A 16,381-nucleotide genomic window follows, 5' to 3' on the forward strand; every position below is an offset into this window, starting at 1 on the left:
AGAATGTATTTATATGACGTTGTTAATGTGAATTAGTTCCACTTACGCAGCATCTTTTTTCGGCTTTTCATCAAGATCGAACGACGCATCGATGAGTTTCTGCGTATATTCATGCTGTGGATTTTGGAAAATGTCTTCCGCTGTACCTTGCTCCATTACTTCACCCTTCTGCATCACCAATACGCGATCGGATAGGGCTTTTACTACCGATAAGTCATGACTGATGAACAAGAAGCCGATGTTGTGTTTAGCTTGAATGTCTTTCAGAAGATCAATCACGGTTAGCTGTACTGAACGGTCAAGTGCCGACGTTGGCTCATCCAGCAAGATGAACGAAGGCTCAAGGATAAGCGCTCGTGCAATCGCGATACGTTGACGTTGTCCGCCCGAGAACTCATGTGGGTAACGGTTGATTGAGTTCGGCTCTAAGCGAACTTCAAGTAGTGCTTTACGTGCACGATCCAAACGCTCTTTCTTAGTTAGATGAGGCTGATGGACGGTCAATCCCTCAGTGATGATCTCACCGACTGTCATACGTGGTGATAACGAGCCGTATGGGTCTTGGAACACCATCTGCACATCTTTCTTAAGGTTGTGGCGCTCTTTATCCGTTAGCAGACTTACATCTTGCCCTTTGTAAACAATACGGCCAGTAGATGGCAGAAGACCGATTAGAGCACGACCTAAGGTCGACTTGCCTGAACCTGACTCACCAACAATACCTAAGGTTTCACCCTGCTTAAGCTTAAGCGAGATGCCTTTCACTGCCTCAAAGTATTGGCAGCGACTCTTAATAAAGTGCGGCTTAACGAGGAACTTAACGCGAATATCGTCCGCTTCGAGTAGTTGTGGCGCTGACTCTTCAATCGGTGTTTTTGAACCTTTTGGTACTGAGTTGATTAGCATGCGAGTGTATTCGTGTCTTGGTGCTTCAAACAGCGGTACAGTCTCGCCTTCTTCGACCAATTCACCCTTACACATTACTAATACGCGATCAGCGAAGTGTTTTACTACACCTAAATCATGGGTAATGAACAGGATCGCCATGCCCATCTTGGCTTGGATCTCTTTGATAAGAGACAGCACTTCAGCCTGTACCGTTACATCTAGAGCTGTTGTCGGTTCATCGGCGATAAGAATGTCTGGCTCATTAATCAGCGCCATAGCGATCATGATGCGTTGCAGTTGACCACCAGAAAATTCGTGTGGGTACTTAGTGTAGGCCTGGCTTGGATTCGGTAGGTGTACCAAATCAAACAACTCTAACACGCGCTCTTTGGCTTGAGCTTTCGACACGTTGCGGTGACACATAATCGCTTCAGCTACTTGAATGCCGACACGAAGGTAAGGGTTTAGCGAAGTCATCGGTTCTTGGAAAATCATACCGATACGGTCGCCACGCACGGCTTGCATCTCACGCTCAGACTTATCGAGGATAGATTCGCCTTCAAACTCGATGTACGACTCTGGGTGGATGATGGCGTTATCAGGTAAGAGGCTCATGAGAGCATTAGAGGATACGGATTTACCAGAACCGGACTCACCCACAATCGCGAGGGTTTCGCTTGGGTTGAGCGTGAAGTTAATGCCTTTTACCGCGTCAATGATTCCATCATTGGTTTTAAAACTCACGGAAAGGTTGTTGACCTTAAGAATAGCCTTGTCTGACATGATACGTCCTTATTCAGTTTAAGACATTGGGTGTCGGGTTGGTGTCGTGGGTCGACTTGAGTTGTCCGAAGTAGTGGTGAGCTCTCTGTATCTGCTCTAGCTCTAGCATCCAGTGAGCATTGCGCTGGGCACTACAAAAAGCGATCAAATGTCTGAGAAGTTCTTCGCTTTGCTGTTCTAGTAGCGAATAAGTACGCTTTATCAGTGAGTTATCTTCTAATGAGATGAACTGCATCAAGGCGTAGCTTTGGTTCAATGTATCAAAAGCATCTTGCTGCTGACCCAGTTTATTTAGGATCTCAGATTGAGAAACACTGGCGTCTCTTAGGCCTGTAAGTAGACAGGCAAACTGGCAAGGCTTGATATCGTTTTGGAATGCGGCATTTTGAATGTGGCGAGGAAGCGAACTCAGAACATCGCCATACAGACGTTGAGCTTCCGGCCAATGACCCTGCTCCATGAGTTGTTCCGCTTTAAGGTAGTGCATCCAGCATCGTTCTAAATCCATCTTCTCAGCCTCTAATCTATAAGACCAAAGAATGTTAATGATATTTATTATCAAATGCAAACTAAAATCATTTGGTTTTGTTGCAAATGTTAAATCATTTTAGTGTCACTGATTTCTGTTAGTTTCATTGATTTACAGCGAAATCGTTCGTTATTTGTTCAGTTGAGCTGTGGTGTAGCGTAAGTCACTAAATTTAGGGGAAATTACATCTACACTTATTTGAACTATACCCATAAGAAAAGGATTAAGGAGGCGGCGATGGCGATTCAAAGACTCAACTCAGAGCAACTGTATCAGGTAGCTGAACTTGAAAAGTTGCCTTGTAAGTCGACCAAGGAACTGGCTCCCATTGATGAGATAGTTGGACAAGAGCGCGCGCAGAAAGCGGTCGAGTTCGCTATGTCGATCAAGGAAAAGGGTTACAACATTTATGCGATTGGCCGCAATGGCCTTGGTAAGCGCACCATGATCTTGCGTTACCTCAATCGTCACCCACAAGAGCCTGATCAGCTGTTCGACTGGTGTTATGTCGCGAATTTCGATGATATTCGTACCCCTAAAGTACTCAAGTTACCGAGCGGTGTGGGCACAAGCCTGAAGCAAGACATCGAAAAGCTGATGCGCAAGCTGTTAAAGGCGATGCCGTTGGCGTTTGACAACGAGATGTACTTTGGCCGTGCAGATACGCTCAAGAACCAACTTGCGAGTAAACAGCAGGTGGCGCTTGAGGCGATCAGTTTAGAGGCGAAGGAGAAGGGTATTAACCTCACCATCACCTCGAAAGGTGATTATCAGTTTGTAGCGATGAACGGCGAAGAGCTGCATACCGAGGAGACGTTTGACCAACTCACAGCCGAAGAGCAAGAGCAGTTCGATAAGAGCATCGACGCACTTGAGGTCGGGCTGCGCACCATTTCTCGAGAGCTGACCGAGCTTGAAGAGACCTACACAGAAAAGATCCAAAAGCTTAATGACGACACCACACGTGATGTGATCACGCACTTCATCAAACAGTTGAAGCAGGATTACAGCAAGTACCCAGAGATCAAAAAATACCTCACGGCGCTGCGCAAAGACATCGTCGAAAATGCGGAGATCTTCTTAGAAGAGAGCAACGAGCAAGCGGAAATTGCGACAGCCTCGCTGGATAAGAAGCTGCCTCGTCGCTACAAGGTTAATGTTCTCGTGAGTCAGAAAGAGCAAGAGTTGCCGATCGTGGTTGAAGACAACCCGAATTATCACTCATTGTTCGGCTATGTAGAAACGGCGACTTTCAAGGGCACGGTATTTACCGACTTTTCATTGATTCGTGCAGGTAGCTTACACCGTGCAAATGGTGGTGTGCTGCTGATGGACGCGGTGAAAGTGTTGGAGCAGCCATACGTATGGGATGGCTTAAAACGTGCACTTCGTTCACGTCAATTAAGCCTTACTTCACTAGAGAAAGAGGTGACATTGACGGGCGCTGTCTCGCTCGACCCAGAGCCTATTCCACTCGATGTGAAGATCATCCTGTTTGGTGATTATCGCACCTACCAACTGCTGCAACATTACGATGCAGAGTTTGGAGAGCTGTTCCGTGTGACTGCTGATTTTGAAGATGAGATGAAGCGTACACCAGACTCTGAGCTGCATTACGCCCGCTTTATTTCCAGCATTGTGCATGACAACGGTATGCTGCATTGTGATCGTAAAGCAATTGCTCGCATTATCGAGCACAGCTCTCGTCAAGCAGGCGACCAAAGTAAGCTGTCTCTGCACTCGGCTCATATTGCGAACCTACTGCGTGAGTCTAACTACGTCGCGAAAGGGGCGAACTCGAACCTGATTCGTGCCGGTCACGTTGAGCAGGCTCTGTCTAATCAGCAGCTACGTGTTGGTCGATTGCAAGACAGCGTGATGGAGACCTTTACTAACGGCACCACCTTGATGCGGGTTGAGGGTGAAGCGATCGGTCAGGTGAATGCCTTGTCGGTACTGAGCACCACAGATCATATGTTCGGCGCGCCGAACCGTATCACCGCAACCACTGCTTATGGTGATGGCGAGGTGATCGATATCGAGCGTAATGTCGACTTAGGTGGCAGTATTCACTCGAAAGGGGTGATGATCTTGTCCGCGTATCTCTCTTCGGTATTTGGTAAAACCGCCAAGGTACCACTCACGACCAACATCACCTTTGAGCAATCTTATGGTGGTGTCGACGGAGACAGTGCGAGTATGGCTGAGTTCTGTGCCGTGGTTTCGGCTTTCTCGAAGCAACCGAACCGACAAGATATTGCGATTACAGGCTCAATGAACCAGTTCGGTGAGTCGCAGCCTATCGGTGGTGTGAACGAGAAAATCGAAGGCTTCTATGATGTGTGTGAAATCAAAGGGCGCAGCAACACTCAAGGGGTGATCATCCCACGTTCGAACGTACACAACCTAATGCTACGCAGCGATATCGTTAAGGCGGTAGAGAAAGGTGAGTTTAACATCTGGGCTATCGAGCATGTGACTGAAGCGATTGAACTGTTTACCGGCAAAGCCGCTGGAGAACCAAGCGATGAAGGGAGTTATCCGATCGATACGATTTTTGGCATCGCACAGGCCAAACTCAACGCATTGAGAAAATAGCCCTTTAATGCCGAGGGCAGTCAACGCCTTCGGTATTTATTCATGGGGAACCACTAACGAAAACAGCCATCGCTTTGATGGCTGTTTCTTTTTTGATGGAGGAGAGGAGCGCTTGTGTCGCTAGTCTACCGATCGCTAGTTGATCTATCGGGGATACTTTAAATTAGCCCTGTCTTAGACGCAGCTTTGTCCCATCAAACTTTAATTTACTTAGTAAGTTACGGGCATTCGCGCGACCAACTTCATCGAACTCAACACCATATCTCGCATAGTGCGTCGATTTCTGTAGGTTACAGATCACCCCTTTCAGTGGGGGAAGTAGTGGACCGTTGTAGTTGTCCGGTGCAATCTCAATCGAGACGCGCTCTGCAACCTGCAGGTTTCTTGAGGTAGGCGAGGTAACGAATCGACAGCCACTCTTCGACAAATCGCGGATCTCACAATCCGTACGCTGATCATTGATGTTGATTCGACCCGCTAGGTTTACCTCATAACGCGTCTCTTTGCGCAGTTGTGTTACCTGCATAGTGCTTGGTGTTGACAAGATCAGCAGTGGGAAGGGTTCACCGATGTTGTGGTGAATCTGACTTCTAAAGTGGATCAGTGCGCCTTCACCTCGAAGGGAATATGCGCGAACGGTCATCCAAAAGCCTTCTTGAAAGAAAAAACCAAGATCGTCTGAAGAGACCTCAGGAACTTCAATCAAGATACAGTTTTCACTGTGTGTACCAATGAATTTAGTGGTGGCCAAAAACTTGCTGCCAACGGGGGTAGTGATGTTGAGAGTCAGTTCACTGCCATGCTCAATCATAGCCAAAGCGTCGGTACTGTTAATGGTTGAAACCGTTCGGTTTCGAGGGTCTTGCAGTGATTGGTTCGGCTCCACAGGTTTCTTTAGTGGTGCGTTCATTGTGTTTTCTCCATGCGCCAACATGCGTTGTCTGACAATAGACGTGTTCTACGTGCTAGATTTAAGTAAGTGGGGACGTTGTGAGTGATGAGTACGGGACGAGAGCCTGTGAATCCTCACGGGTTATTTTAATTGCCACCACAGGGTTTTATTTATATGCACATACGTTAGTCTATTAACATCAATCCAAGACTTCAATCGTTTATCGTGGAGCATGTCGAATATTTATAGGAGTTGAGAATGCAGGCAGTAAAATGGGATAAGGAAGCTCACCAAATAACGGTAGAGTTGGCTTCCGACCAATACGCCGTGGTGAAGTATCAACAGCAAGGGCAAGTGCTCCATATTACTTCAACACGAGTCCCGGATGAGCTACAAGGGCAGGGCATGGGTAAAGTGATGATGGAAGCGGTACTTCCAGAAATAGAGAAAGCGGGCTTCAAAATTGTCCCGGTTTGTAGCTATGTAGTTCACTATATGGCGCGACAAAAGCAGTGGGCTCATCTACTTGCAGATGAGTCATAACGAGGAAAGTATGTCTTGTTCAACCGCGGTGTCTACATCGCCGCTTTATAATAATATTGCTCGCTCAATTCATGGCTCGGATTGTCATGAAGTAGAAGTGATTCAACGTCTTTGGGGTGGATATGGAGAGTTGGTTAGGCTTCATTTTCCTAAGACCCAGTCAGATAGCGTGACCAGCGTGATTGTTAAACATGTTGCGTTGCCGGATAAAACCGATCACCCCAAGGGATGGAATACTCAATTATCCCATCAAAGAAAGGTGAAGTCCTACCAAGTAGAAACGTCATGGTATCAAGCGTTTACTCAAGAATATGACGAGAACTGCCCGATCCCAATTGGCTTACAATGCCAACAAACGGAAGGGGAGTGGTTAATCGTGATGCAAGATCTTAACACACTCGGTTTTCCAAAAACGTCAGGCTTTGACGTGTTGGCGAGTGATGTTCAAGGCTACAGCCTTGAAGAGGTGCAGCAGCGCAATGCCTGTTTACGTTGGCTGGCCCATTTCCACGCAAAACACATCCAAACAAGTGCGGACAAGTTAACCTCGTTATGGGAATCCGGCACTTATTGGCATTTGGCTACACGGCCTGATGAACTTGATGCATTGACTGATCTCGAACTGAAGCAGCATGCCGCTCAGATTGACCAGATGCTTAAAGATTGCCCCTACACCACCATCGTGCACGGCGATGCTAAGTTGGCGAATTTCTGCTTTGATACGGACAATCAAAAAGCCGCTGCTGTGGACTTTCAATACGTAGGACTTGGCTGTGCCATGAAGGATGTGGCGCTGTTTATGAGCAGTGCGATTAGGCCAAGAGATTGTGCAGAGCGAGAGATCGAAGTGTTAAATGTCTATTTTGAGCAGCTTGCTCATGCGTTGGCATTTTATCAGCCCCAATTAAATGCAGTGCAAGTCGAAGCGGCTTGGCGCCCTATGTTTGCAACCGCATGGGCCGATTTTCAACGCTTTGTTAAGGGCTGGAGCCCAAATCACTGGAAGATTAACCCATACACTGAGCAACTCACTCAAAAAGCGCTCCGTGAAATGAACGAACAGGAGTTGGTTGATGTTCGATAAAACCGCAAGCTGGAAGACGCCGCAGAACTTTTTGTTGCTGATTTCGATTATTGTCCCGATCGCGTTTTCGAGTTGGATGGCGCTGCTGAACAACTTTGTTGTAGAGCGTGCAAACTTCGATGGAGCGGATATTGGGTTACTTCAGAGTGTGCGTGAGATCCCTGGGTTCCTAGCGTTCACCGTTGTGTTTGTGTTGGCCTTTATCCGTGAGCAGCGATTCATGTTGGTGTCACTGGCGATGCTGACAGTTGGTACGGCGATCACAGGTCTGTTTCCAACGCTAACAGGGCTTCTTCTCACAACCATTTTAATGTCGACCGGCTTTCACTATTTTGAAACCCTGAAACAATCGCTGTCACTGCAATGGCTGAGTAAAGAAGAAGCGCCAGAGATGCTGGGTAAGATGATCTCTGTGGGTGCACTGGCGTCTCTGATCACTTACGGCTCAATTTGGGTGATGCTGGAGCAACTGAAGCTCGACTTTGCATGGGTTTACGGAATTACTGGTGGGATAGGCTTCTTGCTGGTGTTGGTAATGACCTTTGGCTTTCCTGAATTTAAAACCGAGACCCAGCAGAATAAGAAATTGGTGCTACGTAAACGCTACTGGCTCTACTATGCGTTGACCTTTATGAGTGGTGCTCGTCGACAGATCTTTACCGTGTTTGCAGGTTTCTTAATGGTAGAGAAATTTGGCTACTCTGCGGCTGATGTAACCTTACTGTTCCTGATTAACTACTTGTTTAACTTCTTGTTTGCTAAGCGTATTGGTAAGTTCATCGGAGTCGTCGGTGAAAGAAAGGCATTGATGTTTGAGTACGTAGGCTTGATCGGTGTGTTTGTCGGTTATGGCTTGGTTCAGAGTGCGGAGTGGGCAGCCGCGCTGTACGTAATTGATCATCTGTTCTTTGCATTGGCATTGGCGATTAAAACCTACTTCCAGAAGATCGCAGATCCAGCAGATATGGCTTCAACGGCAGGAGTTTCTTTCACCATTAACCATATAGCAGCCGTTGTTATCCCGGTGGTGTTTGGTGTTATCTGGCTAGCCTCTCCAGCAACTGTATTCTTTATTGGTGCTGCGATGGCGGGTGTCTCTTTGCTACTGTCTCTGAACATTCCTAAGATTCCTGAAGATGGCAATGAGGTGCGTTACTTTAGTTGGCGATAGCAATAGATTGCTTTGATGAAGTTTGAATAAAACAAAAGCTCCAATGTCGCCATTGGAGCTTTTTTGTATCTGAATGGATTTAACTACAGCGTTGGTTTTATGAGGCCAGTTTATTACTGACTTGCCTTTAACCCGCTGCGTAGTTTGAACATGTTCTTTGGAGCTTTGGTCAGTAAGATACCAAACAGTAGCGGTAACATAAGAATCAATGACTGTTCCGCGAGCATTTCACCGTTGATAACGGCTGAAATCACGAGCGCAACCACTGGGAAAATTAGGAAACAGATTGAAGCTTGGAACGGTGTCGACACTTGTCCCAGTTTGAAGTAAGCCACAATGCCACCGACACTTGCTACAAAACCTAAGTAGACAACGGCAGAGATTGAGTCCCAAGTAAATGCAGACACATCGACGTTTTCACCAACAGCAGAAACGGCGAACAAGAAAATAGCAGCGATGAAGCTTGGTACCGCGTTGTAAGTCAGTATTTCAATGTCTTTACAGTGCTTCTGAACCAGTACGTACATGACTGCGTGAATCGCAACCGCTAGACCAAGAGAGACGGTACCAATCAGGTAGTCTTCACCGCCCATTTGCATCTCATTCCCTAGGATAAGACATAAGCTGATAACGGCTGTGATAAGGCCAAAAACTTGGTGTTTCGCGAGGCGTAATCCTAAAAACAAGCCAGACATCAACATCACCGCGACAGGCATGTTAGCGAAGATAATGGAAGCGAGACCTGAAGAAATGTACTGCTCACCATAGATCATCAGGGTAAACGGAATCGCAAAGTACATCAGAGCGACAATTAAGATCCACTGGCGTTTGCCTTTTGGAAACAATAAAGGTTGGTTAAACGCTTTGGCTAGTACGACTAGTAGAGGTGCCGCTAAAAGGAAACGTAGCGCCGTAGCAAAGATTGGTGGGATAGAGTGCAAAGCAACTTCCATCGCGAACCAAGTGGTGCCCCAGATAAGACACACCGACAAAAAGAGCAAAACAGTAAAAGACTTCGAATTCATGGTGACTTCCCAATACTTATAATTGTAAATCATAGGCTTGTGCCGCCTAATTGATGTGCCACAGTATAAGGAGCTCGCAAGAGAAAAAGTTTGCCTTTTTATCTCTAATTTGAAAGATTGGCAAAATTTATTTCTTTTTATTGTTTTATATATAGAAAATTTTTTCACTCAAGTAAGTTAATGTAATGTCATTGTTCTTTTTAAGGGTATATTGAGTGCTTGAATGGAAAAATCCCCTCTATCCAAGATACGAAAATAAAGGGGTGAGAGTTACCAAATGAAACGGTAAAAAAGGTTCAAATCTCAACAGGGTTCTAGAACCTTAAGTTAAACCCCAGTTCCACACTGCCATCAGAGCGAAATACATCTCCAGGACTGACTCGTTTTTGTCCAAAGGTGTATTTCACATAAGGCTCAACCCATTTAGGCTTCAAAGTAAAAGTGACGTCTTGGCTGTTGTAATAGCCTTTTGCTCCCGTTAATTGGCGATCATGGCTGAAAGAGTAGGAAAAGCTCATATGCTCTGAAGGTGAATAGCTCGTACCGATCGTGTTCTTCCATTCGCGATTGGCATCACTCAAATCTAAGAGTGAGAACTTCCGCCATTCATGCGAGGTGTTGGCGAACAGCATAATGTTGTTTGTGAGTGCTGTCCCTGTGAACACTCCTACATCATAGACGTCAATTAGATCGGCGCGGCCATAACTGACGAAGGCTTCTGTATAGAACTGCCCGAGCACTACGCCATAGCCTGTTCCAAGCTCTAGGTAGCCTTCACTGTCGATCTCAGCATTAATATTGATGGCATCAGTCGCTTGAATCACGCCAGATACCGTGCCGACCCATGTATCGCCTGCCTTAGCGGTTTGAAAGCTGAGGCTCGGTTCGTGGTAGCTTAGTTGTTGTAGCTGGTGGTCATTGGCGGAAACACTGAGCGTAACCAACATAGCCAAAGATAGTCGTTTCATATCACTCTCAACTCAGATTCAAATAAAAAGGAGCCACTTATAAAGCGGCTCCTTTGCTTTGATTTGCTGTTTTATCTAGCCGCGGCTCACACGGTCTTTTACAGCTTGTTTGATTTGTTGACGTTGTTCTTGAGAAAGCGATTGAACTTGCTCACGGATATCTGCTGCTGAAGTAGCGTCTTCTATTGGATGAGCAGGAGTCGCATCTTCAATCGGATTCGAAGGTGTGTCTTGAATCGGGTTAGACGGCTTTCCTTCAATTGGGTTAGATGGCGTTGAATCCTCTTTAGGGTGTGACGGCACCCCTTGAATTGGATTCGATGGATCGCCTTCAATTGGATTTGAAGGAGTTGAATCCTCTATAGGGTTAGACGGGTCGCCTTCCATTGGGTTAGATGGCGTTGAATCCTCTACTGGGTTTGACGGTACCCCTTGGATTGGATTCGATGGTTCGCCTTCAATTGGATTTGAAGGAGTTGAATCCTCGATAGGGTTAGATGGGTCGCCTTCCATAGGATTAGATGGTGTTGAATCTTCAATAGGATTAGATGGCTCACCCTCAATTGGGTTCACCGGGGTTGAGTCTTCGATCGGGTTTGATGGCGTATGTTCAATTGGGTTTGTTGGAGCTGGTGTTACTTGACCACCATCGTTGCTACTTGAACCAGAAGAAGAACAGCCAGCTAGGAAAGAAGCGGCGATTAGGGTACTTAGTAATTTTAGTTTCATGGATCTACTCTCAAAAAAGTTAAGGAACTCGTGGTGCGTCTTGCAGTGTTATGTGGCGTTCCTAGCCGATGAGAGAAGTATATGGAGTGGACAAAAAAGCCTCTAATCGCTTGATGGAATAGAGGCTTTAACGTTCGGTTATTAATGAGAGAGCAGAAACAGCGTGATAACTCAGGGTTATTATTGAACCTTTTGAGAATCGCCGTTCAGCAGATTCTCGAGGATCTTTTTCAGCCACAGTGTTGTTGGACTATTGCGGTTTTTGTGGTGGTAGTAGGCGCACATTGTTGGTTGTACATCTTTGCTGTCGAACAACAGGTTGATGGCTCTCAATGATGTCTTTTGTTCAATCTCTAAGAACTTAGAGGCAGGGAAAAGCATGTCGGAGTTACGCACCACGTCGATAACTGCAGAGGGCAGTTCAGAGCGGAAACCAATATTGGCCTTGTGACCCTTAATCTTCAGTATTTTTTCAGCCAGTGACTGATGCGAGTTCCAGTCGACCGCAATAACAGAGGCCAGCTCGAAATTCACCCCATCTTTCACCTCGATGAAATCACCTTGATAAGGGTGGTCTTCACGTACATAACCTTTAAACGTATCTTGTGCAATGCGCTGTTGAAGTAGCTCTTTGGGAGCGTGGTTGATCTCGTAGTTCAAGCCGATATGAACCTCATCGTTGATGATGTCAGTCATGGTCGAGCTAGACCAATTCAATAACTGAACCTGAACGTTAGGAGCCTGAGCGCGGATCGCCTTGAACAACTTGCTCGATAGCGGACTTAGCAAGTAAGGGGAGAGCGCAACCTTGATGACGCCTTGCAGTTCGGCAGGGTTGAACTCGTTGCTGTTGTTCAACGCGCACGACAGTTCGTCCAATATCGGCGAGATACTTTCTGCGAGCAGATTGGCATGTTCAGTCGCCCGTAAGCCGTGATGTGTTTTAACGAACAGTTCATCATCGAAATGATCACGCAGGCGCTGGAGAGCTTTACTTACCGCGGGCTGAGAGACAAAAAGGCGCTCTGATGCTTTTCTCATGTTGCGCTCTTGGTGCAATATGATGAACGTTCTCAGAAGGTTGAGATCGAGATTCGCGAATAAGTCTTTTGCCATTTTGCCCCCTAACGTCACGTGTACTCTTTAATCATAAGACGACGATACAGGTAGGACAAATTGAAACTTTGTATAGAGAAGAGACCAAATAAATAAAACCCGTGTGAAACGGGTTTTATTTAAGTTTGAAGGGGTTATCTTGCTTTTAGCGGCTTGTTCGGCGCTGATACCGTTTTAGGTTGTCGAATCGCAAGGATGACTTGAGGGAGTAGCGACATCACGATCATACCTGTCATTAACGAGTACTGAGCGGCAGTAAATGACTCACCCATCAACAGCATACCCATTACGATACCTGCGACTGGGTTAGCAATACCACCAAAGGTAAAGTCGACCACTGACATACGTTGTAGTAGCCATACATACATGCCATAGCCCAGTGCCGTATTCAAACCAATCACCCACAATAGACCCATAAAGTTACGTGAATCGAAGTGGGTTACCGCGCTGACATAAGGCTGCGGGTCGATGAAAGCGTGAACTGCTGAAGCTACAGACAAGATCACACCACCAAGAATTAGTTGCCAAGTCAGCACTTTCCACCAGTGCATGCGATCGCCGAGTGATTTAGTAATGCTGCTGCCCACAATGATACACATGATAGCGGCAAACATAGCACCTAGTCCGACAGGGCTGAGTGAAATCTGACTTGGATTAAATAGCATCCACGCCAGTGAAATTAGACCGATACCCGACAAAGCTTGAATCAGATTAGGGCGCTGCTTTTTAACAACCCAATGGAAAATCATTGCGAATACAGGCACTGAGATCATACCTACGCCTGAAATAGCTGAAGGCAAGGTGAGAGCCATAACAAAGATCAGACCGAAGAAGGTCGCAATATTGATTAAACCTAGTGTGAAAATGATCTGCCACTCGCCTTTTTTAGGTAGAGTAGGTTTCACGGCAAGCAATAATAACCCTGCAGGCAAAGCACGCAGAGCACCAAGTAGTAATGGTGGCCACTCCTGTAGCGTAAACTGCGTCACTGCATAAGTTGTACCCCAGAAGAAGGCGGGGATCATTGCTAATAATATATTCATCTAAAATATCTTTACGTTAAGATAACTCTTGGTGTGAAGAGTATACCCATAACTAGTGGTTGTAAAGTATCTTTATGTTAAACTAGTTTGAAGCAACTAAGACTAATAACGGAGCGTGATTGCAAATGGATGCTATTGACCGCGTGGTAGAACAATGGGCAAAGGAAAAGCCCGACCTAGAGACAGAGCCGATGGCGATTATGGGCCGAGTAATGCGTATCGCCAAATACATGGAGACACAAGTTGCCGACCTTCATAAACAATACGATATGAAGCTGGGCGAGTTTGATGTATTGGCGACGTTACGACGCTCTGGTAAGCCTTATCGACTCACCCCATCAGAGCTTATTGGTTCAATGATGTTGACTTCTGGTGCCATGACTAACCGATTAGATAAGCTAGAAGCCAAGGGGCTTATTAGCCGTGAGCACAGCAAAGAAGACCGTCGTAGTGTGAGTGTTAAGCTCACAAGAAATGGCCTAACCCTGATTGATGAGATGATGACTGAACATGTTGAGATGCAGAAGAAGTTGGTGAAAACTCTCTCCGCAAGTCAGAAGAAGAATACCAATCAACTGCTGAAAACATGGCTAAGTGCATACGAATAAGTTCTCTGGCGCTTCACTATTGATGGCTGTTTAACTATTTATAACCGTCTAACAAATGCCACCAAGTTAAAACGAAAAACCGAAGCTCAGTGCTTCGGTTTTTTTGTGTCCACAATTTACCCCATGTAGAGGGAAGTGGTATCGAGATTTAAGGTTTAGGCTTGTAGCATCTCATCACTGTAAAGGTCTGCACAGCCAATTCCATTAATCGCGCAGCTTTCGTCGATATCTGAGATATCACCACTGACGCCAATGGCACCGAGTACGGTTTTATCTTTATCTCTGATGAGTAGCCCCCCGGGTACAGGCACCATGTTCCCGTGTGCGAGTACGTTTACTGCGGAGATAAATGCTGGTCTGTTATCAGCATCTTGGGCGAGTTTTCTAGAAGAGCAACCGAGTGCGAGTGCTCCCCAAGCTTTAGCAATGGCGATGTCTGGTCGCATCATGCTAGAGCCATCCTGACGTTGCAGGGAGATGAGCTTGCCGCCGCTGTCTAAAACCGCAACGGTTAGAGGCTCAGTATGGATCTTTCTGCCTGCTTTAAAGGTTCCATCTATGATGGTTAACGCTTGTTGTAGAGTCAAACTTCCCATGTTATCTCCTGTTTTTCAGGGGCTTAAACCAACTTGTTCCCGAGTCGTTTAAGGATTAAAGCGACACAAGTTCAAGTTGGCCAAGCGTCAGGTCAAGACGCTTGTAATAGCCCATAGCTGGGTAAAGTTAGGAAGGCGGCGAACGCTTCTGCTGTAGACAGTTGATAGAAGAGATCGGCTGTCTCCTCGAATCGACCTGCAGCATAGCGAGCTTCTCCGACTTCTTGTTTAATGGTGTCTAGCTCTTGGTATAGCCAAGAGTGGAAGAGTTCTTTAGTAAAGGTTTGGCCATCGTCTAACGTGACGCCGTGGTGAATCCATTGCCAAATATTGGCTCTAGAGATCTCAGCCGTAGCGGCGTCTTCCATCAGTCCATAAATTGGCACACAACCATGGCCTTGAATCCATGCTTCGATGTAGTAGAGAGCGATACGAATGTTCTTACGCACGCCTGCTTCGTCGCGGGTTCCTTCGCAAGGCTTTAGCAGAAGCTCTGCACTGATCTCATGTTGTGGGCTTTGGAAGTCGATTTGGTTGACCTTTCCATCTAGATGTTTGTCGAACTCAGACATTGCAAGGTCAACCAGTGCTGGGTGCGCGACCCAAGTGCCGTCATGACCGTTTTTAGATTCTCGTTGCTTGTCTTCAATAACCTTGGCGGTAACGCGCTCCATCTCAGCGGGATCTTTCGCTGGGATGAATGCTGACATGCCGCCCATCGCCAGCGCGCCGCGAGCGTGACAGGTTCTCACTAGCAGTTGGCTGTAGGCGTTAAGAAACTCTTGATCCATACCGATACCATGACGATCAGGCAGAATACGGTCTTGGTGGTTCTTTAACGTTTTGATGTAGCTGAAAATGTAGTCCCAACGGCCACAGTTCATTGCAACAATGTGGTCACGCATCGCATAAAGAATTTCATCCATCTGGAATACAGCAGGAAGTGTTTCTATCAATACTGTTGCTCGAATCGTGCCTTTTGGTACTTTGAAATATTGCTCGGTGAAGCTGAAGATATCGTCCCACCATTGCGCTTCTTCCATGCTTTCAAGTTTTGGAATGTAGTAGTACACACCTAAGCCTTGCTCTGCACGTGATTGATAGTTATGAAAAAAGTAGAGAGCGAAATCCATTAAGCAGCCAGCTATCGGTTGGTGGTTAAATTGGATAGACTGCTCTGGGAGGTGAATACCACGTGGGCGCGCGATCAACAGTGCAGGGTTATTCACCAGTTGGTAGTTCTTCTGTTTCTTTTCATCGTAGTAGCTGATGGTGCCAAGGTTGGCATCTCTGAGGTTGATTTGACCGTCGACCATGTTCTCCCAAGTCGGAGATGAAGCGTCTTCAAAGCAACACATGAAAACTTTAGCGCCGGAGTTAAGCGCATTGATGACCATCTTACGTTCAATAGGACCGGTGATCTCAACGCGGCGGTCTAATAGTTCTGGTGGCGGTGTCGCGACCTTCCACGTTTTGTCGTCACGAATCGCTGCCGTATCGTCTCTGAAATCAGGCAATGCACCCGCATCGAATTGGGCTTGTTTAGCTTCGCGGTCAGTTAGCAGGTTTTGACGGCGCTCTCCAAACTTTTTCACCAGTGCTTCTAAGAAGATCAAAGCATCTTTAGACAGGATCTTTTTGTACTCAGCGTTGTCCATATTGCCAAGTACCTGCATACACAAAGTCTCTTCTCTCTCTTTTACGTCATTCATCATTGTCTGTCTCCTTTGAACAATACGATGTCATTTTGTATACAAAATTCTATTTTTAAGTTTATTTATATGGCAAAAACTGTAAACAATCAAAGC

At 46.3% G+C, this 16,381-nt stretch carries 15 protein-coding genes; 5 read left to right on the top strand and 10 right to left on the bottom strand.

The window, feature by feature from the left end:
• Positions 1–42: 42 nt before the first annotated feature.
• Positions 43–1,671, bottom strand: coding sequence for an ABC transporter ATP-binding protein (locus tag KI655_RS15870; RefSeq protein ID WP_285407016.1), 1,629 nt, complete (start codon positions 1,669–1,671; stop codon positions 43–45).
• 13 nt (positions 1,672–1,684) lie between these two features.
• Positions 1,685–2,179 carry a hypothetical protein gene (locus tag KI655_RS15875; protein WP_285407019.1) on the bottom strand — a complete coding sequence of 165 codons (495 nt, stop codon included), beginning with the start codon at positions 2,177–2,179 and terminating at the stop codon, positions 1,685–1,687.
• Between the two features lie 258 nt (positions 2,180–2,437).
• Here KI655_RS15875 and KI655_RS15880 point away from each other — a divergent pair, with 258 nt between their 5' ends.
• Positions 2,438–4,798, top strand: coding sequence for a Lon protease family protein (locus KI655_RS15880; protein WP_285407022.1), 2,361 nt, complete (start codon positions 2,438–2,440; stop codon positions 4,796–4,798).
• Positions 4,799–4,961: 163 nt separating this feature from the next.
• On the opposite strand, the gene KI655_RS15885 is transcribed toward KI655_RS15880, so the two are convergent.
• Positions 4,962–5,708, bottom strand: coding sequence for a flagellar brake protein (locus tag KI655_RS15885; protein WP_285407024.1), 747 nt, complete (start codon positions 5,706–5,708; stop codon positions 4,962–4,964).
• Positions 5,709–5,948: 240 nt separating this feature from the next.
• Here KI655_RS15885 and KI655_RS15890 point away from each other — a divergent pair, with 240 nt between their 5' ends.
• From KI655_RS15890 to KI655_RS15900, 3 genes are read left to right on the top strand one after another with little or no spacing between them, the layout of a single operon-like run.
• On the top strand, positions 5,949–6,233 hold the full coding sequence (locus KI655_RS15890; protein WP_285407027.1) for a GNAT family N-acetyltransferase: 285 nt from the start codon (positions 5,949–5,951) through the stop codon (positions 6,231–6,233).
• 10 nt (positions 6,234–6,243) lie between these two features.
• Positions 6,244–7,317: an aminoglycoside phosphotransferase family protein gene (locus tag KI655_RS15895; protein WP_285407029.1), complete on the top strand. Its 1,074-nt coding sequence runs from the start codon at positions 6,244–6,246 to the stop codon at positions 7,315–7,317.
• A complete protein-coding gene (locus KI655_RS15900) occupies positions 7,307–8,488 on the top strand; it encodes an MFS transporter (RefSeq protein WP_285407030.1) in 1,182 nt (393 codons plus the stop codon). Before KI655_RS15895 ends, KI655_RS15900 begins: the two co-directional genes overlap by 11 nt.
• 113 nt (positions 8,489–8,601) lie before the next feature.
• Here the strand turns inward: KI655_RS15900 and KI655_RS15905 are convergent, their stop codons facing one another.
• The 5 genes from KI655_RS15905 to KI655_RS15925 form a co-directional block, all read right to left on the bottom strand.
• The gene (locus KI655_RS15905; protein WP_285407032.1) at positions 8,602–9,513 is read right to left on the bottom strand and encodes a DMT family transporter; all 912 of its coding nucleotides are present in this window, start codon (positions 9,511–9,513) and stop codon (positions 8,602–8,604) included.
• Between the two features lie 314 nt (positions 9,514–9,827).
• A complete protein-coding gene (locus tag KI655_RS15910) occupies positions 9,828–10,481 on the bottom strand; it encodes a hypothetical protein (protein WP_285407035.1) in 654 nt (217 codons plus the stop codon).
• Positions 10,482–10,556: 75 nt separating this feature from the next.
• Complete coding sequence (locus KI655_RS15915) at positions 10,557–11,210, bottom strand: hypothetical protein (RefSeq protein WP_285407037.1); 654 nt, start codon at positions 11,208–11,210, stop codon at positions 10,557–10,559.
• A 180-nt stretch (positions 11,211–11,390) separates the two neighbouring features.
• Complete coding sequence (locus KI655_RS15920) at positions 11,391–12,326, bottom strand: LysR family transcriptional regulator (RefSeq protein ID WP_285407039.1); 936 nt, start codon at positions 12,324–12,326, stop codon at positions 11,391–11,393.
• 134 nt (positions 12,327–12,460) lie between these two features.
• Positions 12,461–13,369: a DMT family transporter gene (locus tag KI655_RS15925; RefSeq protein WP_285407041.1), complete on the bottom strand. Its 909-nt coding sequence runs from the start codon at positions 13,367–13,369 to the stop codon at positions 12,461–12,463.
• Positions 13,370–13,494: 125 nt separating this feature from the next.
• Here KI655_RS15925 and KI655_RS15930 point away from each other — a divergent pair, with 125 nt between their 5' ends.
• Complete coding sequence (locus KI655_RS15930; protein ID WP_150868408.1) at positions 13,495–13,977, top strand: MarR family winged helix-turn-helix transcriptional regulator; 483 nt, start codon at positions 13,495–13,497, stop codon at positions 13,975–13,977.
• 155 nt (positions 13,978–14,132) lie between these two features.
• On the opposite strand, the gene KI655_RS15935 is transcribed toward KI655_RS15930, so the two are convergent.
• Complete coding sequence (locus KI655_RS15935) at positions 14,133–14,573, bottom strand: heme-binding protein (RefSeq protein WP_285407044.1); 441 nt, start codon at positions 14,571–14,573, stop codon at positions 14,133–14,135.
• 92 nt (positions 14,574–14,665) lie between these two features.
• Positions 14,666–16,288: a malate synthase A gene (aceB, locus tag KI655_RS15940; RefSeq protein WP_285407046.1), complete on the bottom strand. Its 1,623-nt coding sequence runs from the start codon at positions 16,286–16,288 to the stop codon at positions 14,666–14,668.
• Between the last annotated feature and the right edge of the window lie 93 nt (positions 16,289–16,381).

Origin of the sequence: Vibrio sp. D404a (genome assembly GCF_030248535.1) — a bacterium.
GTDB lineage: Bacteria > Pseudomonadota > Gammaproteobacteria > Enterobacterales > Vibrionaceae > Vibrio.